This is a genomic window from Anaerostipes butyraticus, from assembly GCF_016586355.1.
Taxonomy (GTDB): Bacteria; Bacillota; Clostridia; order Lachnospirales; family Lachnospiraceae; genus Anaerostipes; species Anaerostipes butyraticus.
Genome location: NZ_BLYI01000009.1, coordinates 1 through 20,439, shown reverse-complemented (window position 1 = coordinate 20,439; position 20,439 = coordinate 1). Strand labels below are relative to the sequence as shown.

The 20,439-nt window shown below is 41.3% G+C and carries 18 protein-coding genes; 15 read left to right on the top strand and 3 right to left on the bottom strand.

The window, feature by feature from the left end:
- Positions 1-112 precede the first annotated feature (112 nt).
- From JMF81_RS02380 to JMF81_RS02365, 4 genes are all read left to right on the top strand, one after another.
- A complete protein-coding gene (locus JMF81_RS02380) occupies positions 113-1,396 on the top strand; it encodes a galactokinase (RefSeq protein ID WP_201309875.1) in 1,284 nt (427 codons plus the stop codon).
- A gap of 1 nt (position 1,397) precedes the next feature.
- A complete protein-coding gene (gene galT / locus JMF81_RS02375) occupies positions 1,398-2,894 on the top strand; it encodes a UDP-glucose--hexose-1-phosphate uridylyltransferase (RefSeq protein ID WP_201309874.1) in 1,497 nt (498 codons plus the stop codon).
- Between the two features lie 15 nt (positions 2,895-2,909).
- Positions 2,910-3,902 (top strand): UDP-glucose 4-epimerase GalE, encoded by a 993-nt coding sequence (gene galE, locus JMF81_RS02370; protein WP_201309873.1) that lies wholly within the window; start codon positions 2,910-2,912, stop codon positions 3,900-3,902.
- A 175-nt stretch (positions 3,903-4,077) separates the two neighbouring features.
- A complete protein-coding gene (locus tag JMF81_RS02365; RefSeq protein WP_201309872.1) occupies positions 4,078-4,965 on the top strand; it encodes a zinc ribbon domain-containing protein in 888 nt (295 codons plus the stop codon).
- A 55-nt stretch (positions 4,966-5,020) separates the two neighbouring features.
- On the opposite strand, the gene JMF81_RS02360 is transcribed toward JMF81_RS02365, so the two are convergent.
- Together JMF81_RS02360 and JMF81_RS02355 are read right to left on the bottom strand one after the other, a co-directional pair.
- Complete coding sequence (locus JMF81_RS02360; RefSeq protein WP_201309871.1) at positions 5,021-5,593, bottom strand: 50S ribosomal protein L25; 573 nt, start codon at positions 5,591-5,593, stop codon at positions 5,021-5,023.
- Between the two features lie 173 nt (positions 5,594-5,766).
- Entirely contained in the window at positions 5,767-6,444 is a 678-nt protein-coding gene (locus tag JMF81_RS02355) for a nitroreductase family protein (RefSeq protein WP_201309870.1), read from the bottom strand.
- Between the two features lie 122 nt (positions 6,445-6,566).
- On the opposite strand from JMF81_RS02355, the gene dpsA reads away from it, so the two are divergent.
- From dpsA to JMF81_RS02335, 4 genes are all read left to right on the top strand, one after another.
- Positions 6,567-7,448, top strand: coding sequence for a dipicolinate synthase subunit DpsA (gene dpsA, locus JMF81_RS02350; RefSeq protein WP_201309869.1), 882 nt, complete (start codon positions 6,567-6,569; stop codon positions 7,446-7,448).
- Complete coding sequence (locus JMF81_RS02345; protein WP_201309868.1) at positions 7,432-8,016, top strand: dipicolinate synthase subunit B; 585 nt, start codon at positions 7,432-7,434, stop codon at positions 8,014-8,016. The genes dpsA and JMF81_RS02345 overlap by 17 nt, the downstream gene beginning before the upstream one ends.
- Positions 8,017-8,042: 26 nt before the next feature.
- On the top strand, positions 8,043-9,896 hold the full coding sequence (gene asnB, locus JMF81_RS02340; RefSeq protein ID WP_201309867.1) for an asparagine synthase (glutamine-hydrolyzing): 1,854 nt from the start codon (positions 8,043-8,045) through the stop codon (positions 9,894-9,896).
- Positions 9,897-9,978: 82 nt separating this feature from the next.
- Positions 9,979-10,845, top strand: a complete 867-nt coding sequence (locus JMF81_RS02335) for a nitroreductase family protein (protein ID WP_201309866.1) — start codon at positions 9,979-9,981, stop codon at positions 10,843-10,845.
- 50 nt (positions 10,846-10,895) lie between these two features.
- Here the strand turns inward: JMF81_RS02335 and JMF81_RS02330 are convergent, their stop codons facing one another.
- Positions 10,896-13,055 (bottom strand): ATP-dependent helicase, encoded by a 2,160-nt coding sequence (locus JMF81_RS02330; protein WP_243282520.1) that lies wholly within the window; start codon positions 13,053-13,055, stop codon positions 10,896-10,898.
- Between the two features lie 166 nt (positions 13,056-13,221).
- Here JMF81_RS02330 and JMF81_RS02325 point away from each other — a divergent pair, with 166 nt between their 5' ends.
- The 7 genes from JMF81_RS02325 to JMF81_RS02295 form a co-directional block, all read left to right on the top strand.
- A complete protein-coding gene (locus JMF81_RS02325; protein WP_201309864.1) occupies positions 13,222-14,049 on the top strand; it encodes a hypothetical protein in 828 nt (275 codons plus the stop codon).
- A 13-nt stretch (positions 14,050-14,062) separates the two neighbouring features.
- Positions 14,063-14,893 (top strand): VanZ family protein, encoded by an 831-nt coding sequence (locus JMF81_RS02320; protein ID WP_201309863.1) that lies wholly within the window; start codon positions 14,063-14,065, stop codon positions 14,891-14,893.
- A 104-nt stretch (positions 14,894-14,997) separates the two neighbouring features.
- Entirely contained in the window at positions 14,998-15,723 is a 726-nt protein-coding gene (locus JMF81_RS02315) for a LytR/AlgR family response regulator transcription factor (protein WP_201309862.1), read from the top strand.
- A 28-nt stretch (positions 15,724-15,751) separates the two neighbouring features.
- Positions 15,752-16,486, top strand: a complete 735-nt coding sequence (locus JMF81_RS02310) for a sensor histidine kinase (protein ID WP_201309861.1) — start codon at positions 15,752-15,754, stop codon at positions 16,484-16,486.
- A gap of 16 nt (positions 16,487-16,502) precedes the next feature.
- Entirely contained in the window at positions 16,503-17,837 is a 1,335-nt protein-coding gene (locus JMF81_RS02305) for a hypothetical protein (RefSeq protein WP_201309860.1), read from the top strand.
- 50 nt (positions 17,838-17,887) lie between these two features.
- On the top strand, positions 17,888-19,261 hold the full coding sequence (locus JMF81_RS02300; protein WP_201309859.1) for a hypothetical protein: 1,374 nt from the start codon (positions 17,888-17,890) through the stop codon (positions 19,259-19,261).
- 13 nt (positions 19,262-19,274) lie between these two features.
- On the top strand, positions 19,275-20,439 hold a 1,165-nt coding region (locus JMF81_RS02295; RefSeq protein ID WP_201309858.1), incomplete at its 3' end, for a hypothetical protein.

Here is a 20,439-nt window from a genome sequence, read left to right as displayed (position 1 = left end):
CTGTTTACTAAAAAATGCAGTAAAAAATTTAGTAAAATATCTTGAAATATTTACTAAACGGTGTTACGATAAGTTTAAGAAATCAAGAACGTCTTAGAAAGGAGATACAGGCATGGCAAAAACTACTGCGGAGTTAAAGGATGCATTTAGAGATGGGGCATATGAGGAATTATTAAAAGATATTTATGTGGATAAAAATATGCTGGAATATCAGAAGGAGCGTTATATCAAAGCCCTGGAAGCGTTTGAAGCGTTATACGGAGAAAAAGAAGTTGAAATCTACAGCGCTCCGGGAAGAAGTGAAGTAGGAGGCAATCACACGGATCATCAGTATGGCAAAGTACTGGCAGCTTCTATTAATCTGGATGCTATAGCGGTTGTTGCGAAAACAGAAGATGAGCAGATCAGGATCAAATCAGAGGGGTATGAACCATTTGAAGTGAATCTCAATGATCTTAATTTGTCAGAAGAAGAAAAGGGAACATCCAAGGCTCTGACCAAAGGGGTAGCGTCTAAATTAAAGGAAAAAGGATATGAGATTGGAGGATTTCAGGCTTATATAACCAGTGATGTATTAAATGGGGCAGGAATGTCTTCTTCTGCGGCATTTGAAGTTCTGCTCGGAAATATTTTCTCCGGACTGTACAATGACATGAAAGTCGATCCGATTTTGATTGCTCAGATTGGACAGTATGCAGAAAATGTATATTTCGGCAAGCCATGCGGTCTGATGGATCAGATGGCGTCTTCCGTAGGCGGTCTGATTAACATTGATTTCAAAGATCCGGAAAATCCGATCGTAAAGCAGGTGAATGTTGATTTCGAGGAATATGGTCACAGTCTCTGTATTGTAGATACCAAAGGGTCTCATGCGGATCTGACAGACGATTATGCGGCAATTCCGGAAGAGATGAAAAAGGTGGCAAATTTCTTTGATGAAGATGTATTAAGAAGAGTGGATAAGAACGAATTCTATCTGAATCTGCCGAAGATCCGTGAAATCCTGGGAGACCGTGCAGTACTGCGTGCCATGCATCTGTTTGAAGAGAATAAGAGAGTGGATGAAGAAGTAGCGGCTTTGGAACAGGGAGATTTTGAGGCATTTAAAAAACTGGTAAAGGCATCCGGAGATTCTTCTTTCAAATATCTTCAGAATGTATACTCCGGTCATGATCTTCAGAATCAGAGTGTTTCTATCGGACTTGCGGTCAGTGATGTGGCATTGGGAGACCGGGGAGTCAGCAGAGTCCACGGAGGCGGATTCGCCGGAACCATACAGGCTTTTGTACCAAACGATATTGTAGGAATGTATAAAGAAACCATAGAGCATGTATTCGGAAAAGGTTCCTGTCATGTACTTAAAGTGCGCAAATACGGAGGAAAGAAGGTTTTATAAGATGGATCTGCAAAAAGAGATTACAAAGCTGGTACAGTATGGACTGGATCATGAACTGATCCAGCCGGAAGATAAGATTTATACGATCAATCAGTATCTGGAGATTTTTCATCTGGATGAGTATGAAGAACCGGATATATCCGGAGAAGAGATCGTTTTGGAAGATATTTTAAAGAATCTGCTGGATGCGGCATATGACCGCTACATTATAAAAAGCAACGATGTCGTGACAAGAGATCTGTTTGATACCAGACTGATGGGAGTTCTGGTAGCAAAGCCAAGTCAGATCATAAAAGAATTCTGGGAGCATTATGAAGAAAGTCCGGAGGCAGCAACCAATTTCTTCTATAAATTCAGCCAGGATACCGATTATATCAGAAGATACCGAATCAAAAAGGATATGAGATGGAAGGTTGACAGCCCTTATGGTGAGATTGACATTACCATCAACCTTTCCAAGCCGGAGAAAGATCCGAAAGCCATTGCAGCAGCGAAAAATGCCAAACAGAGCGCCTATCCGAAGTGTCAGCTGTGTATGGAAAATGAGGGATATGCAGGACGAATGAACCATCCGGCAAGACAGAATCATCGTATCATTCCGCTGACGATCAACGGAAGTAAGTGGGGATTTCAGTATTCTCCGTATGTTTACTATAATGAACACTGTATTGTATTCAATGGAGAGCATGTTCCGATGAAGATTGACCGGAATGCATTCCGCAAACTGTTTGATTTTGTAAAACAGTTCCCGCACTATTTTCTTGGATCCAATGCAGATCTTCCAATTGTGGGGGGATCTATACTGACGCATGATCATTTCCAGGGAGGACATTACGAGTTCGCAATGGAACGGGCGCAAATAGAAAAAGAAATTCAGATTCCGGGATATGAAGATGTGGAAGCAGGAATTGTACACTGGCCGTTGTCGGTCATCCGGATTCGCTGCAAAGATGAGAACCGCCTGATCGATCTGGCAGATTATATTTTAACAAAATGGCGCGGCTATACCGATGAAGAAGCATACATTTTTGCAGAGACAGATGGCGAACCGCATAATACGATCACACCGATCGCAAGAAAAAAAGGCGATGTCTATGAACTGGATCTGACACTCAGAAACAATATTACAACCGAGGAGTGTCCTCTGGGGCTGTATCATCCTCACAGTGAATACCATCATATCAAAAAAGAAAATATTGGTTTGATTGAAGTCATGGGACTGGCAGTTCTTCCATCCAGACTGAAAAAGGAGATGGAACTGCTGGCAGAATGTCTGGTGGAAAATAAACCGATGGAAAACTATGAAGAATTGCAGAAACATATTGACTGGGTTCATGATTTTATGCCAAAATATAATAAGATAAACCAGGATAACGTGATGGATATTCTGAAAGAGGAGATCGGACAGGTATTTGTTAAGGTTCTGGAAGATGCAGGTGTCTATAAATGTACAGAGGAAGGAAGAAAAGCTTTCCAGAGATTTATAGAAATTTTATAGAAAGGCGGAGTAAGGATGAAGATTTTAGTGTTAGGAGGAGCCGGATATATTGGTTCTCACACAGTGTATGAATTGATTGATGCAGGAGAAGAGGTTGTCATCATTGATAATCTTGAGACAGGACATATTGAAGCAGTGCATCCAAAGGCTAAATTTTATCAGGGAGATTTAAGAAACAGGGAGTTTGTTGACAGCGTGCTGGATCAGGAAAAAGATATTGATGCGGTCATCCACTTTGCGGCAAATTCACTGGTTGGAGAGAGTATGGTAAAACCTCTCAAATATTATGACAATAACCTTTGTGGAACAAAAACGATGCTGGAATCTCTGGTTGCGCATGGAATTGATAAGATTGTCTTTTCTTCTACTGCTGCAACGTATGGAGAGCCGGAAAAAGTGCCGATCGTAGAGACGGATAAGACAGAGCCGACCAACACATATGGAGAAACAAAACTGTCCATGGAAAAGATGTTTAAATGGGTAGGAAAGGCTCATGGACTTCGTTATGTATCCCTTCGCTATTTTAATGCCTGCGGCGCTCATGTAAGTGGAGAGATTGGAGAAGCGCATAATCCGGAAACTCATCTGATTCCATTGATTTTACAGGTCCCGAACGGACAGCGGGAGGCCATCAGCATCTTCGGAACTGATTATGATACAAAAGACGGCACATGTGTGAGAGATTATATTCATGTAACAGATCTTGCCCAGGCACATATTCTGGCAGTGAAATATCTGATGGACGGAAATGAAAGCAGCATCTTCAACCTTGGAAATGGTGTTGGATTTACGGTAAAAGAAGTCATCGAGACTGCAAGAAAAGTAACAGGAAAGCCAATCAAAGCAATCGAAGAAGGACGCCGTGCCGGAGATCCGGCAACACTGATTGCATCCAGTGAAAAAGCAAAGACAGTTCTTGGATGGAAACCAGAACATGCAGATCTGGAAGAGATTATTGCGACTGCATGGAAATGGCACAGCACACATCCAAACGGATACAGCAAATAATCAGAAAATGGGATATAATTTCTGCTTTGCGGAAATTAGGAACCAGGAATTTAAGAGAAAGACAGGGAAGCACGGGTTTTCCTGTCTTTCTTTTGTGAAAAAAGAAAAAGAATGTAACTGAAGATACTTTTTTTGTTGTATAATAGTAACGTATAAAAAATAGGAGGAAAAGTTTATGAAAAAGTCGAAAAAGAGAGTCTGTAAACATTGCAATGCAGAACTGCCGGAAGGCGCTAAGGTATGCCCGGAGTGTGGAAAGAAAGTAAGTCATAAATTGGTCTGGGGAATTGTCATCGCCGTTGTGGTTGTAATTGCCGCAGTTTTGATTTTGGTGAGTGGTAATTCTAATAAGCCGCCGAAAGAAAAAGAATATGTAAAAGAAGATCAGATTGGCAGTGTATTTACGAATCCGGATAAGTACAAGGATAAGTATATCAAGATCAAAGGACAGGTGTTTAATGTAGAAGAAGATAACGGAACTTATGTTCTTCAGGTTTGGTATGACATAAAGGATTACGATAAAAACTTTATTGTAGTAACAGATAAAAAATTTGAAAACGAAGATTATATTTCTGTTGATGGCTGGATTACCGGAGAATTTACCGGAGAGAATGTCGTGGGAGGAAAGGTTTCCTGTCCTCAGATCCAGGCAGTATCTGTGGAGAAGACAACATATCAGGATGTTGCGGCTCCAACGGTGAAAGAAATCACGGTGAATAAGACCTCTGCCCAGCATGGTGTGAAGGTAACCGTGGAGAAAGTTGAATTTGCGGAAGAAGAAACCAGGATATATGTAAAAGCAGAAAATGATTCCAGCGATACGGTAAATATTTACGCATATGCCGCAGAAGCAATCCAGGATGGGAAGCAGATCGGACTGAGTGATGAGTCCTATATGGCTGGGTATGATGAGCTGGAAGATACGATTTCAGCCGGATCTTCCGATACAGGAATTATTTTGTTCAAGAAGATGGATCCGGATAAATCATTTAAACTGCAGCTTGGCGCATACAGCGATAACTTTGACATTACACTGAATGATTTTACATTTGAGATTCAGTAACAGATAAAAAAATCAGGCAGACTTTTTAGTCCTGCCTGATTTTTGTTTTCTATTTCTACTCTTCTTCTTCGTCTTCATCTGGAGCTGCTTCCGGCTCTGCGATATTTACAACGATTGTATCCGGAGAAGTAATCAGAGATATTTTCTCGTTTTTTGCAATATCCAGATCTTCTACATGGATCAGGTCGCCGGCTTTGTAATTTGCCAGATCGATTTCTACGGATTCTACCAGATCAGCCGGATATGCCTCGTATTCGATTTCAGATAAGGACTGTTCTACAATACCATTCTGAACAGAACCTTCGTTTAACAGGACAACCGGAGCTGCGGCATTGATTTTTTCATTGGCTACCAGCTGCTGGAAGTTAATAAATTCAATATCTTTTTTCAGTGCGTTATAGTTGATTTCTTTGATCATAGCTTCTGTATTGTTTCCGTCGATGTTCAGGGTGATGTGCGCTCCCTTTTTATGATCTTTCAGAAACATGGTCGTGTCATGGGAATCCAATTTCAGTGGAATGGAGTTTTCAATATCTTTACCAAACAGATTTCCGATGATATAGCCTTCTCGCCTTAGTTTTTTTGCCTTTACTTTCATATCTCTTTTTTCTGCGTTTAATGTGTTCATTTGATATACCTCCTTGAATCAACGTTAGTCAAAATGCATAGCTGCATCTTCCTGCGTCCTCACGGGGCATCGCCGTTATAATGAAAAAGAGCCTCCAGTGTAGTGGAAGCTCTTGTTTGTATGCAGGGTTTCTATGCACCTATTATCATTATAGCATAATGTGTCAAGTCCCTTTAAGAATCTGTACGCCATTGAAAGTTTTCAGTACCTGCACCTATCTCAAAATGATATTTGACAATGCCCAGATCTGTTTTGCTGTAAAAACCAATGCCGGATTTTGCGGAAACAGTCTGATCTTCATTCAAAGTGAAATAAAATTTCTGCTGATTCATTGCTGTAGGAGCCAGAAGCGCGGCTTCTACACCGTTTCGGAACCATTCAGGAGAAGCATCAGAAAGATTGGACACATCCTGAGCCGATTTGCTCTTATGAGGAGTTCCCTGGTGTTTTCCGTAGCCAATGGCAATGACCATATAGATTTTTTCGTCTTTTTCCAGTTTATACGCTGTCTTGATTTTATTGTAAGTCATTGCAGCCCAGCAGGTATTCAGACCCAGATGCTGAGCTTTTAAAACAACTTTTTCACCATAATATCCGCAAAGTTCTTCTGCGCTGTTGTCTTTTTTACCGGCAATGGCAATATAACTGCTGACACCGGAAAATTTTCCAAAACGAGCCATAAAACTGCTGAATGCCTTTGGTTCATTGAGAACAAGCTGCATATGGAGACCACTGGCCTGATTGCATTCCTGGAGAAAGGATGACAATTCGTCTTTTACTGTTCCTTCTATTTTCTGGTCGGTATAGGAGCGTACAGAATGGCGTGTTTGTATAGCGTCTAAAAGATTCATGTTCATTCTCCCTTCTGTTACGTATCGTACAAATTGATTTCATTATACCATACTCAGGGATGAACAAGAAGAAGAATTGCAACATATATTAATGAAGAATACGAGAAAGACAGGAATGGGAAATGCAGTATGATTTTGCGGTAATCGGCGGGGACCGCCGTCAGGTATATCTGGCCAATGAATTAAAGAACCGTAGATATCGGGTCATTGTATATGGTATCAGAGAAAAAGATCTGGATCCGGGCTGCAGGCGTGGAGAAAGTCTGCAGGAAGCAGTGTCTGGCGCAGACAGTATTATCGGGCCGGTGGTGTTTTCAAAAGATGAAAAAAAGATCACCTCTGATTTGGAAAACGGCGGTCTTTGGGTAAAAGAACTGATGGATGAACTGCGTCCGGGACAGAGTTTATTTGGAGGGTGTATTTCAGATAAGATCCGAAAAGTCTGCCGGGAAAAAGACGTGGAAGTCTATGATTTTATGAAAATGGATGATGTTGCGATCTATAATGCGATTGCGACAGCGGAAGGAGCCATTGTAAAGGCAATGGAATTAAAACCGGTCAATCTTCATGGAAGCCGGTGTCTGGTACTTGGGTATGGGCGCTGTGGAAAGGTGCTGGCGCAGAAACTAAAGGGCATGGATGCAGAAGTGTCAGTATGTGCCAGAAGCGACAGGGCAAGAAGTGAGAGCGAAGCAGTGGGATTTTCCAGTATGGATTTTGGAGAACTGTCCAGACATATCCTGAGATTTGATTATATTTTCAATACGGTTCCGGCTGTAGTATTAAAGTATCCGGAATTAAAGCGTCTGTCCAGGGATGCCTGTATTATAGACATTGCGTCTGCTCCAGGAGGCGTTGATCAGGAAGCTGCCGGAAAACTTCAGGTGCAAAGTTATCTCTGCCCCAGTCTTCCGGGAATTTATGCTCCAAAGTCTTCCGGGATCCGGCTGGCGGAAAAAGTGATAAAACTGAAAGGAAAAACAGAATATGAAGCTGGAAAATAAAAGGATTGGCGTTGCCATGACAGGGTCTTTTTGTACTTTTGCAAAAGCCATCAAAGGGATAAAAATACTGGTGGAAGAGGGGGCAAAAGTACAGACGATTTTTTCTGATTCTGCTCAGACGATTAACAGCCGGTTTGGAAGAGCGAAGGATTTTATCCATGAAGTAACAGAAATAACAGGACAGGAACCGATGCTGACCATAGAGCAGGCGGAGGTAATTGGGCCGACAGGGTGTTTTGATCTTTTGCTGATGCTTCCCTGCACAGGAAATACTATGGCAAAGCTGGTAAACGGTATTACAGATACCCCGGCTTTGATGGCGGCCAAGGCTCATTTAAGAAATGGGAAACCGCTGCTGATTTCCATGGCAACCAATGATGCACTGGGAATGAATTTTAAAAATATCGGGTATCTTTTAAACAGTAAGAATGTATATTTTGTCCCGTTTGGACAGGACGACCCGGTAAAAAAGCCAAATTCTATGACGGCAGATACCGGGCTGATCATTCCGGCAATGCTGGAGGCGCTGAAGGGAAGACAGTACCAGCCTGTTCTTTGCAGCCGGTAAATGGAAAAGAAAAGAGGTAGAGATATATGTGTGGAATTGCAGGATTTTCAAATCCCGGGGAACAGTATCACAGAAAAAAAGAATCCTGGATTAAAGTATTGGATGATATGAACCGGATCCAAAAGCACAGGGGCCCGGATGATGAAGGCACCTATCTGGATGACGAATGCGGTCTGGCACATGTGAGACTTTCCATCATTGATCTGAAAAACGGACATCAGCCGATGATTCGCCAAAAAGACCGGAAAGACTGTGCGGTTATTTTTAATGGAGAAATTTATAATATGAAATCTCTTCGAAATGAACTGGAGAGAAAAGGTGCGAAATTTCAGACGACCAGCGACACAGAAGTCATTTTAGTCGGGTATATGCGCTATGGAGCAGCTTTTGTGGAAAAATTGAATGGGATTTTCTCTATTGCCATATGGGACGGAGCCTTAAAAAAGCTGTATCTGTTTCGGGACCGCCTTGGTGTAAAACCATTGTTTTATACAATGAAAAGGAATACGCTGGTGTTTTCTTCTGAACTAAAAGGGTTATTTCAATACCCGGGAGTGGAACCGGTCATTGACAGAGAAGGGCTGGGAGAAGTGTTTGGCCTTGGACCGGCAAAATCCTATGGGAAAGGTGTCTTTCAGGGAATCCGCGAGGTGCTTCCGGGGCATCTGATTGAATATGGAAAAGAAGGATGGAAAGACCATGCTTACTGGAAACTGGAGGCAAAGCCTCATGAGGATTCTGTTAAGGAAACCATAGAGAAAACATCCTGGCTGGTTCATGATGCCGTTCGGATGCAGATGCTTTCGGATATTCCAATCTGTACGTTTCTTTCAGGAGGGGTGGACAGCAGTTTGGTAACTTCGATCTGCGCGAAAACTCTGAAAAAAGAAGGGAAACAGCTGGATACCTTTTCTTTTGATTTTCAGAACAATCATCAGTATTTTCAGGCCAACTCGTTTCAGCCATCGGAAGATCGTCCATGGGTAGAGAAAATGGTAACGTATTCCGGAACGAATCATACATTTTTGGAGTGCGGGAATATGGATCTGATTTCTGATCTTTACCGGGCAGTGGATGCCAGAGATCTGCCGTGTATGGCGGATGTAGAATCTTCCATGCTGTATTTTTGCTCTTTGGTAGCCAAAAGCCATAAGGTAACTTTGACAGGAGAGTGCGCAGATGAAATTTTTGGAGGATACCCATGGTTTCATAAGAAAGAATGTTTTGAGGCCGACAATTTTCCGTGGTCTATGGATATGGAACCAAGAAAAATGCTTTTGAGAGATGATATCCTGAAAATGATTGATCTGGAATCATATTCCAGGGAAGCTTATCAAAAGACCATTGATGAGACGCCGAAATTATATGGAGAAGATTCCACTGAGTCCCGCAGAAGGGAAATTTCCTATTTAAATCTCAGATGGTTTATGGTAACATTATTAGACCGTATGGACCGGACCAGTATGTACTCCGGACTGGAGGCCAGAGTGCCGTTTGCAGATCACAGGATTGTGGAATACCTTTATAATGTTCCGTGGAAGATCAAGTGCCTCAATGGCGAGGCAAAAGGACTTCTGAGGGTAGCAGGAAAGGAAGATCTTCCGCCAGAAGTTTTGTACCGGAGAAAAAGTCCTTATCCGAAAACCTATGATCCTGATTATGAGAGGATGCTCTCTGAGGAACTGAGAAGGGTCATGGCAAAAGGCGAGGCTCCGATCAATCAGCTGACGGATAAGAAAAAGGTAGAAAAATTCCTGGAAAGTCCGAAAGATTACGGAAAACCGTGGTATGGACAATTGATGGCAGGGCCGCAGATGACGGCTTATCTGCTGCAGGTCAATTACTGGCTGGAACATTATAAGATCCGGTTGAACCTGTAAAGAAGAAAAGTGCAAGATTCCACGGAATTTCCGATCCATATGTGGTATAATAGAAAAAACAAGAGAGAAGGAGGCGAATACAATGGATTACAGACAAACCATTGCCAACAAATATTCAGTGCGTGATTATAAAGACAAGACGATCGACGCAAAGACAGCAAAGGAGATACGGGACTATGCGAGAACCTGTCCGAAACTTGTGGAGGACATTGCGGTAGATATCCGTTTCATGGATTATGATATGGTCTATCGTCAGTTAGATGGGTTTGCAGGATACAAAGGAATCATGATCAACGCCCCTCATTATGCGATTCTTCTTTCAGAAAAGAAAGATCATTATATTGAAAATGCAGGATATGTAGGAGAGGGAATCTGCCTGAAAGCAAATGAACTGGGAGTTGCCTCCTGCTGGATTACATTTGAAGACAGTAAGACCGTGATCCATAAATTAAATCTTGTAACAGACAAAGAGGTTGTGGGAATCATTGCATTAGGATATGGAAAGAAAGCAAGAAAGATCACAACGGGAGCAGTGGCGACCGGTGGAAATTATACGCAGGCTGATATGAAGAAGAAATCAGCAGGCGGAGCAGGAAGACTTCCGCTGCAGAAGATCGTTTATATTGATCAGTGGGGACAGGAAGCCGATGTAGATACTCTGACAGAGCGGGCTCTTTATGATCCGATGGATTATGCCAGAAGGGCGCCGTCTACATTAAACCGCCAGCCATGGAGATTCCTGATCGATGGTTCTAAAATCATTCTGACAGTGAGGGATGATGAAGAGACAAATGAATACGAAGAGCAGATTGACGCGGGAATCGCGATGCTGTATTTTGAAGGAGTCATTGAACAGTCACTGTGCCAGATTCAGTGGAAACTGGAACCGGTGGAAAAAGATTACGGCATTCCGGAAGAATATAAAGTCGTTGCTTCCTGTGAAGTTTAAAAGAGGATGTGTATACCTTCTTAAATATCAGAAAAGGTTCGATGAATATGTCATCGGACCTTTTCTAATGTTACCCGGAAAGAGATCTGCCGGGGTGTATTCATACGGTCAAACTGGATTAGATAAGCTTGTTTCGATGAATCAATCTGAAGGATGGTCCCGAGACCGAAAATTTTATGACGGATTTTATCACCAATCTCAAATATTTCCTTTTCCGGCTGATATCCGTCCAGATACCGGCTGCTGTAACGGATGTAAGCTCTGGTATCAGAAATCAATGGATCCGAAGGCTTCCGCTCGTATTCCAGAAGAGATTCGTCAATATCCAGGAGAAAACGGGACGGATACCGCATGGAGCCGTCAAAATTCCGCCCTTCACTTTCAGACAGATACAGTCGTTTCTGCGCTCTTGTCATGGCTACGAAAGCGAGACGCCGTTCTTCTTCCATACCGTCTATGGTGGAAGTTTTCTTGGAAGGAAAGATTCCTTCATTCATGGCGCACAGAAAAACATAAGGAAATTCCAGTCCTTTGGCGGCATGAACCGTCATCAGTTTCACTTTGCCTTTGGAATCCTGGGCGTCACTGTTGGAAAACAAGGCGACGTGGGCCAGATAATGTTCCAGAGTGCTTTCTTCTCCGCAGGAAATTTCATATTCATAAACTGACTGCTTCAATTCTGCCAGATTGTCCAGACGTTCCTGGCTGCCGGCGGTCCGGTGCATTTCTTCATATCCGCTCTGATCCAGGACTTCGGACAGAAGTTCGGAAATGGTCTGTTCTTCATAGGTATCCGAAAATGACTCAATCAAATCGATAAAAGAAGCCGCCTTTGTCCCCTTAAAAATCGGATGATGAATGGTTTCTTTCAAGGCGTCATACAGAGATACGTGGTTTTGCTGTGCGTATTCCTGCAGGAAACGGATGCGCCGTTCTCCAATATTGCGCTTCGGCACATTGACAATCCGGAGGAAAGACAGGTCATCTTTAAAAGCAATCATGCGCAGATAAGACAGAGCGTCTTTGATCTCCATCCGGCCGAAAAACTGCACGCCGCTGTATATCGTGTAAGGAATCTCTTCCTTCTGCAGTACTTCCTCAATAGTGCGGGTGATATAATGGGCCCGGTATAAAATAGTCATATCATCATAAGAAATACCGGATTTCTGAAGTTTCTTTATCTGAGAAATGATCCACTGTGCTTCCTTCAGAGAACTGTCTCCATGATAACAAAGAACGGACGGTCCATCAGGAAGTATTGGAATCAGGTCTTTTTTTATTCGATGTTCATTCTTATCAATCAGAGAATTTACCGCGGCAAGAATCTGAGGCGTAGAGCGGTAATTCTTTGTCATCATAATCGTCTCAGTTCCAGGAAATACCTTATCAAAGTGAAACAGGTATTTTACATTGGCGCCCCTCCAGGTGTAAATGGTCTGATCCGGGTCTCCTACGATAAACAGATTTTTGTGATGTCCGCATAAGACCTCCATCAGCTTATATTGGAGCGCATCAATATCCTGAAATTCATCAATCATAATATATTCCAGCCGCTGCTGCCATTTCAGGCGGATTTCCTCATTCTGTTCAAAAATATATAAAGAAAATTTGATCAGGTCATTGTAATCCAGGCCGAAACATTTTTTTTCCTGGTACAGATAACCGTAAAAAATAATATCAGAAGGATCTGAGGCATGCAGATATTTGTGCTGCAGAGTGTCCAGCGACATGGTGATCATATCCAGATAATAGTCCGGATTCTTAAATAACTTGCGGATTTCAATCATATCTCTGGCTTTGGCAAACGTCATATGACGCAGAGTCAGTCCACGCTCTTCATAGATGATCTTCAGCATGGAATCAATATCGGAATTATCCAGCACAAGAAAATTTTTCGGATACTGTACCACATGGCTGTCTTCCTGAAGGATGGATACACAGAATCCATGGAAGGTATTGATATATCCGGTATCATTGTCGCCGGTCAGCTGGTGGATTCTCTGACGCATTTCATTGGCAGATTTATTGGTAAATGTGACACAGAGAATATTCCCCGGCAGGATGCCGACATCGTTGACCAGATAAGCGAAACGGTGGGAAAGCGCACGGGTTTTCCCGGAGCCGGCGCCTGCGATGACACGCACGAATCCTTCTGTGGACGTGACTGCCTGGAGCTGTTCTTCATTCAGTTGTTCTAATGAATATTCCAATGGTGTACCCTCCCTGATAAAAATGAACGTATGTTCTGATATCATTCTAGCAGAAACCAGGCTGCGGCGCAATGGGAAGAGAATAAATTAAGGAAAATATATTGATGGATCACGATTGATAATATATACTGATAAAAACATAGATGAACAAAGTGGGGGATGGATTTTGAAAAAATTAATGATTATCCTGGCAGCTGCCGGGCTGCTGTACGGATGCTGCAGAATCGTGATTTCGCAGGACACTGCGGAAAAATCTCAGGAAATTACAGTATCAGAAGGTGGGGACTGGATGCTCACAGATGATTATGACAGCAGAGACAGCAGTTTCGAAGACTTTCTAAAGCAAAAAGATGCTTATGATACTTTAAAGGAAACTTACGAAATGCTGAACAATGCTTTTGGCGGCGATTATTATGACGTCGGCCGGCAGGATATTGAGTATCTGGGGAAATTTCCCAGAGATGAAGCATATGTTTCCGGGGGAAAAGACGCGATGAATCAGAAAATCAACGGACAGATTCTGTCACCCCTTGAATCTCTGCAGGTATCTTACAATTTTGTCTGCCAGAAGAAAATGAATGAGTTGATTGGGACAGGGGAGATGTTTGGAAAAGAAGATTATCAAAGAGGAGCGGAGCAGATCATTCCAGTGCTGGCAGGGGCCTCTTATCAGAAGATGTTCAAAGCCGGAGATACATTCCAGGGGAAGTATCTGGGGGAAAAAGATCTGAAATTCCAGATCAGGGGATTTTTTAAAAAGGATGCAGGCATTTCACTGGACAATGAAGAAATACTGCTGGACCGGATGCTTGTCTTTCCGTCTCTCAGTCTGAAAGAGAACGATTCCGGGGAGTTTCAAAAGATTTTATTATCAGTGAAATGTCAGGGATATCTTCATTATGATGGAAAAAGCGATCTGGAGAAGAAGCTGAAACAATTAGAAAAAATAAAAAAAGAAACCGGATTTCGATATACCATTCCGAAGATCAGATAGAGGGAGAAGGATTATGATAGTTTCTAAATTATTAATCGGCATGTCATATTTGTCAAAAGCCTGCTGGATCGGGCTTCTTTTGACACTGATGCTCTATGGGTTCCACAAAATATGTTTAAAAAAGTCTGCCGGACAGGGAAAGGATTATATTTTATACTATATCGCCCTGGTGTATCTGGTGACGCTTCTGATGATTACAGGGATTGCAGCGCCCTGGTCGATTCATAATGCACATAATGATCAAATGATTCCCTTTCAGGATTTTGACGCCAGTTACTTCTTATTAAATGTACTCTTATTTCTTCCGGCCGGTGTTTTTCCGCCGCTGATCTCTCAGAAGGATACAAAATGGCATTGGAAATATATTGGCTTTGGGATAATTCTGTCTCTTGGAATTGAGATCATTCAGTTTTTATTCACAGGAAGACTGGCAGATATAGACGACGTGACTGCCAATGCCATTGGATGTCTGGCAGGCTATCTGGTTTTCTGGAGTTTGAAAAAATGCTGGAAAGCCAGCGGAGCAAAACCGGCAGGTTATGGAACTTACGGCTTTTGTCTGTCACTGCTTGGATGGCTGTTCGGGTTTCCTTATCGGATGGGGATGTGCCTGGGGGATATGTTTCTGGTATCCTGGGGTGTTCCCATATGGTCCGGAAATCAGGGAGGGGCGCTGTCCTTTCAGGGAATCCATTACACGCTGATCATATATTTTGTCATTCAGCTGGCGGCTGCCTGGGTGACAGGGAAGTATAATCAGGATCTGGGAGCAAAAATAGGAAAGATTCTGTCAGGCCTCGGAATGATATTTTTTGCGGTGTTTATAATTGGAAATATAGTATAAAACAGGAATTAATTCTATTATATAGAAACATAAGGTATTGATTGTAATCGCATCAATCTTAAGCTATAATTATTTAAAAGCACTGATGAGAAGAGAGGAGAAAAATGCAGATAGGGATATGCGATGACGATAAAATCTGGCAGAAGAATGCCGGAAATATAATAGAAGACTATGGAAAAAAGACGGGAACGGAGATAAGAGTACACTGTTTCACCTCGTCGGAGGAACTGACTTCATGGCCGGGTCCTTCTTTGGATGTAATTTTTATGGATATTGTCCTGGAAGAGGAGAAAGAAAAAGATGTGACTGGAATTGATCTGGCAGCACAGATCAATCAAAAGTGGAAAGACTGTCAGATTGTTTATTTAACCAACTATCTTTATTACGCGACGGAGATTTATCACACAGATCATGTGTTTTTTGCGTTAAAAGAGCAGTTCGGAGAAAGAATTGGCGAAATTTTCGGGAAAGTACTTCATGAACTTGCACAGAGCCGTGAGAAATTGGTCTTTTCTGTTATTAAGGGAAAAGAAATCAGTCTTGCCCCGGCAGATATTATCTGCTTTGAGAGAAGCGGAAGAAAGACCAATATCATAACAGTATATGGTACATATGAGATTAAAGAAAAATTAGCGGAACTAATGAAACAGCTGCCGGAGATCGATTTTGTGCGATGCCATAACAGTTATATTGTATACCTGCCGGCGGTAAGGGAAATGCTTTCAGATTTGTTCATATTGAATGATGACAGAAGAATTATGATCAGCCGAAGTTATCGAAAATCGACAAAAGAAGCTTTCATGCGGTGGGCATTGACACAGATATCTTAGAAAATAGATATGAAGGGGGAATAGATAGATGTGGATACCGATTGTTTTATGTATTGCGCTGCTTGTATGCTTTATTCTTGCTGCTGGTGTTATGAAGACACGTGAGATGGAGCAGGAAAATCGTCTGATGCAGTCGTATATGTTTTCCATGGAAGAATTTTACGCCGGAATACAAAGCAGAATTGACGCCACAAGAAAATACAGGCATGATCTGGCAAAACATATCCAGACATTGGAAGAACTTATGGGGAGACAATCCGATTCCGGTGAAATACAGGAATATATGGATAATCTGAAGCAGAGATATGACTTGTTGAAGCATCAGGAATTTTGCAGAGATGAATTGGTCAACTCCATTTTAACGATTAAGAAGGAACAGTGCGCGGAACGAGGCATACTATTTGATGTAAAAGTAGAGGACTGTATTTATAATGGAATAGAAGAAATAGATATTGTAGGGCTTCTCCATAATCTTTTGGATAATGCTGTTGAAGCACAGGATCGAATCACAGATGGTGATGAAAAAGGAGTCTGGTTTTCTATGCGCCGGGATGAGAAAAATATATGGATTCATGTCAGAAATCGAGTTCAGAAAGGGGAGAAAGTAACTTTTGAGACCAGTAAGGCCAGGAAAGAGGAGCATGGAATCGGAACAAAGATTATTGAAAATCTTGTAGAAAAATATTCCGGCACGATGAAAATCAGAGTAGATGAAAAAGAAGGGATCTTCGAAGAGGAGATTATCTTATGCTGCAAAGAGTAGGAACGAGGAAAGAAATATGCAGATGGCAGAAACATGTCTGAGGATTCTGATTTTGGGGATGACATATGTTTTAATTAACATAACCTTTTTAGATACAGTTCTGATTAAGAAAAAAAGAACCATCCTGTTTGTGTTTATGCTCACCATATTGTGGATGACCAAAACGCTTGTGCTGGAATATGTTATGGGTTCATTCTGGGGAGACCAGCTGTGGTTCCAATGTTTGAAATTATCTTATATAACGATCCATTCCACTTTAGTATATATCATCCTGGCGGGCTGTATGTATTCCAGCAGTGTCTTAAAAACCGGATTAGCACAGATTGTGTGTGAAGTAAATTATTGCATCATTATAGGTGCGGTTTTGATTATTTTTAATTATTTGGAGAACAGAGAAGAACTGATGGGATATATGCTTCCGTTTATGCTGCCGGATCTTTTGCTGTTTCCGGTTACGTATGGCGTGGTAAAAATAGAAATACATTTTTTAAAACCTTTATTATCATGGATTCGGGTTCGTGAAGTGAAATATAGAAAAATTGGATGGGTCATTGTAGGAGGATATTTTATCTCAGGAATTATTTCAAGTTTTTGGGGACTTGACAATGGAAATGTTTTTATTGACTGGACGGTGTTTCCGGTATTTATCGTATCCGTTGCAGGGAGTATCGTGGGATTTCTGGTTTTCATGCGGTATCGCAAGAAGACAGAGCAGGCAAATACTTTTTTATATTCCCAGACGGCATTTATGAAAAACTATTTTCAATTGTTAAGGCAGCAGATACAGACAGCAGAGTCGGATCAGAAAAGTTCGCAGATAACCCGGATGAATCGAATTGCAGGACAGATAGAAAATGAAGAAATGAAAGGATTCAGCCGGGAGAAATTATGGAACTATATGGAGAATCTGAAAGAAAAATATGAAGCTATACAGGCAGGAATCTACTGTAATGACTGGCTGGTGGATGGAGTCCTTTATCATATGGCAGAATTTTGCAGAGAAAATGGAATTGCAGCATCTTTTTATTTTCAAAAATATGACAGGGGATACATTTCAGAAGAAGATATTTCAGAAATTATATATCAGCTGCTTGCATATGGCGTGAGGGAAAGTCTGCGTTGCAGAGAAGAAAAGAGAGATTCCCGTTCCCTATTCCTGCAGGCAGAGGCAGTGAGAAATCAGCTGATTTTGAATGCTTCATTTTGTTCTGTGAAATCAATAAAAAAATTGAAAAGAGACTTGAAAAGAAGTCTTTCGATAAAAATAGTTCCTTATCATGGGGAAATCATCGCGTCAGAAATCAAAGGGGAGAAGAAACAGATTAGTATTCAAATGCAGAGGGAGAAGTAATCATGTGGGGACAAATCTGGGCGAACCTGGCCGGGCAAAAGGTGATTATAATGAATCTCATAATCTTTGGAACCATTCATTCTGCCATTGCGATACTGGTCCAGGATGAGTTATTAAGAAGAGTACATTCTGTAAAGTGGATCGCCCTTTGCTGTGCGGTAAAAATAATCATAATAGACTGTGTTTTTCAAATGGGACTAAGTGCAGATATAGAACACTATTTGGCGGCGCAGTGGCTCCTTATGTTTATAAAAACAGTACATATTATCTTATATTTATTTGCGTTTTGGTATACATATGAAGACAGCATAATAAAAAGTGTTCTCATCAGTATCAGCGGAGAATTGCTGGCTCTGACAATCAGCAGAGGCAGCATCATATTGCTTCAAAATCCGGGGTCTGGAATAGAAGATATGTATTCCAGACCATTTGGATGGAGAACCGTTTTACTCTGCCTGCTTTGTTTCGCTACGTTCTTTTGCATTCGGTTTCTGGTCCGGACATTTTGCGGAAAAAAGATCTCCAGATTTAGAAATCAGGAATTAAAGCATAAAAAATTTTGGACAGTTATCTTTTTTCTTTATATTGGAGTTGGATTTTATCAGAGTACACTAAACAGCCTGGAAAGAATCTTCAGAACATACAAAATGGGAATCTTAATTGTGGCTCTGGTATTGATTGCAGCTTTTTGCCTTACTGCCTGGAGTTACAGAAAATATCAGCAGCAGATTTTTCAGGAACATGAATTTCTGAACATAAAGCAAAATCTGATGATGCTGCATATGAAGGCGGTCAGACAGCAAATCCAGAATATGGAAATGGAACAGCAAATCATAGATAAACAAATGGAGAAGATAAAACAGATAGGAGTTTTTGAGGGAACAGTTCAGATAGAAAACTATATAAAGGCAATACAAAACCAGTATCAGAAAATACAGGCGGGAGTGTACAGTGATGATATGTTTGTAGATTCTGTTTTGTATTATTACGCAGATATTTTTAAAAGACAAAATCTGATTTTGGAAATATCATTTGCCAGATACAGGAAGGGCAGTCTGGATGAGATGTGCGCGGGAAAGGTTCTGATGTGTCTGCTGGAAACTGCTCTGACAAAAAACAGAGAGGATGGACAGAGAGAAAGTACAATAAAGTTGTACGGCGGAACGGTAAAGAATCAGGTTATTTTCCGATTGGAATATAAAGTGCCGGAAGATAGAAGGGCAAAGGAGAGAACATTGCTGCAGAGATTGAGGCATCATTCTCAGAGCAGAAAACCTATTAAGACGTTAAGACGCTGCGTAAAACAATTTGGCGGAAATATGCAGACTGTAGAAGAAGAAAATCAGCTGAAAATAGAAACTATTTTGGCGGGCAGGGATAATAATGCGGAAACGAATGTATCTCACCTGGAAATACAGTCGTAACATGGAGAAAACTATGGAAATTGCAGGTACATGTCTGAGAATTCTGATTTTTGGAATTGAATATATTTTGACTTCTATTATTTTTTTAAACAGTATTTTGGTCACAAAGAGACAAACGGCGGTGCCCTGGGTGATACGAGGACTGTTATGGGCAGGAAAAACCATCATTTTGGAATATGTTCTTGGAGTATTTTGGGGAGAGGAAATATGGTTTCGTGTTTTGAAATTATCGTATTTAATTGTCTATTCGACACTGGTTTATATAATCCTTTGGAGCTGTATGTATTTAGGCAGTGTATTGAAAATAGGACTGGCGCAGATAGTATGTGAGGTAAATTATGCTGTCATTTTTGGAATCGTTTTAGCAGCCATTAACTCATTGGAGGGGCGAGGAGACCCAATGGGGTATGCGCTTCCGTTCATGATGGTTGATTTTCTGACGTTACCATTGATGTATTTTTTGGTAAAAATTGAAATATGGTTTTTGAAACCTTTGTTGTCGTGGCTCCAGACATACGAACCGAAACATAGAAAAACTGGATGGACAATCATAGGACTTTATTTTATTTCCGGGATTGCTACAAGTTTTCGGGGGCTTATAAATGGTGATGTTTTTAACGGATGGATTATGCTGCCAATACTTATGGTGTCAGTTGTGGGAAGCATTGCGTGCTTTTGCCTTTTTGTACAGTACCGCAGTAAAACAGAGAATGCAAATGCTTTTCTGTACACTCAAACATCTTTTATGGACAACTATTTGCAGGTATTAAAACAGCAGATTATGAAAATGGAATCGAGTCGGGAAGATTTACGGATTGATCAGATCAACATGATTGCGGACCAGATTAGGCATGGAGAAATTTCCAAAGCAAATCAGAAAAAACTCTGGAAATACATGAGAGATTTGAAAAAGAAATATGAAGCAGTACAGACAGGAATTTACTGCAATGACTGGCTTGTGGACGGGATTCTTTTTTATATGTCCAAGTTCTGCAGGGAGAATGAAATGGAAATCGTTATTTCGTTTCAGACATATGACAGAGGAGAGATTGCAGAAGAGGATATTGTAGAAATCATATATCAGCTTCTTACATATAACGCAAGGGAAAGCCTGCTTTGCAGAAAAAGAGCGAGTGAGAGAGAAGATTCTCGGCTGAAATTATCTCTGCAGGCTGCGG

Coding starts and splice junctions, on each gene's coding strand:
- JMF81_RS02335 (WP_201309866.1), top strand. CDS start 9,979: ATGGATTACAGACAAACCATTGCCAACAAATATTCAGTGCGTGATTAT.
- dpsA (WP_201309869.1), top strand. CDS start 6,567: ATGCAGTATGATTTTGCGGTAATCGGCGGGGACCGCCGTCAGGTATAT.
- galT (WP_201309874.1), top strand. CDS start 1,398: ATGGATCTGCAAAAAGAGATTACAAAGCTGGTACAGTATGGACTGGAT.
- galE (WP_201309873.1), top strand. CDS start 2,910: ATGAAGATTTTAGTGTTAGGAGGAGCCGGATATATTGGTTCTCACACA.
- JMF81_RS02345 (WP_201309868.1), top strand. CDS start 7,432: ATGAAGCTGGAAAATAAAAGGATTGGCGTTGCCATGACAGGGTCTTTT.
- JMF81_RS02310 (WP_201309861.1), top strand. CDS start 15,752: ATGTGGATACCGATTGTTTTATGTATTGCGCTGCTTGTATGCTTTATT.
- JMF81_RS02300 (WP_201309859.1), top strand. CDS start 17,888: ATGAATCTCATAATCTTTGGAACCATTCATTCTGCCATTGCGATACTG.
- JMF81_RS02305 (WP_201309860.1), top strand. CDS start 16,503: ATGCAGATGGCAGAAACATGTCTGAGGATTCTGATTTTGGGGATGACA.
- JMF81_RS02315 (WP_201309862.1), top strand. CDS start 14,998: ATGCAGATAGGGATATGCGATGACGATAAAATCTGGCAGAAGAATGCC.
- JMF81_RS02355 (WP_201309870.1), bottom strand. CDS start 6,444: ATGAATCTTTTAGACGCTATACAAACACGCCATTCTGTACGCTCCTAT.
- JMF81_RS02365 (WP_201309872.1), top strand. CDS start 4,078: ATGAAAAAGTCGAAAAAGAGAGTCTGTAAACATTGCAATGCAGAACTG.
- JMF81_RS02360 (WP_201309871.1), bottom strand. CDS start 5,593: ATGAACACATTAAACGCAGAAAAAAGAGATATGAAAGTAAAGGCAAAA.
- JMF81_RS02320 (WP_201309863.1), top strand. CDS start 14,063: ATGATAGTTTCTAAATTATTAATCGGCATGTCATATTTGTCAAAAGCC.
- asnB (WP_201309867.1), top strand. CDS start 8,043: ATGTGTGGAATTGCAGGATTTTCAAATCCCGGGGAACAGTATCACAGA.
- JMF81_RS02380 (WP_201309875.1), top strand. CDS start 113: ATGGCAAAAACTACTGCGGAGTTAAAGGATGCATTTAGAGATGGGGCA.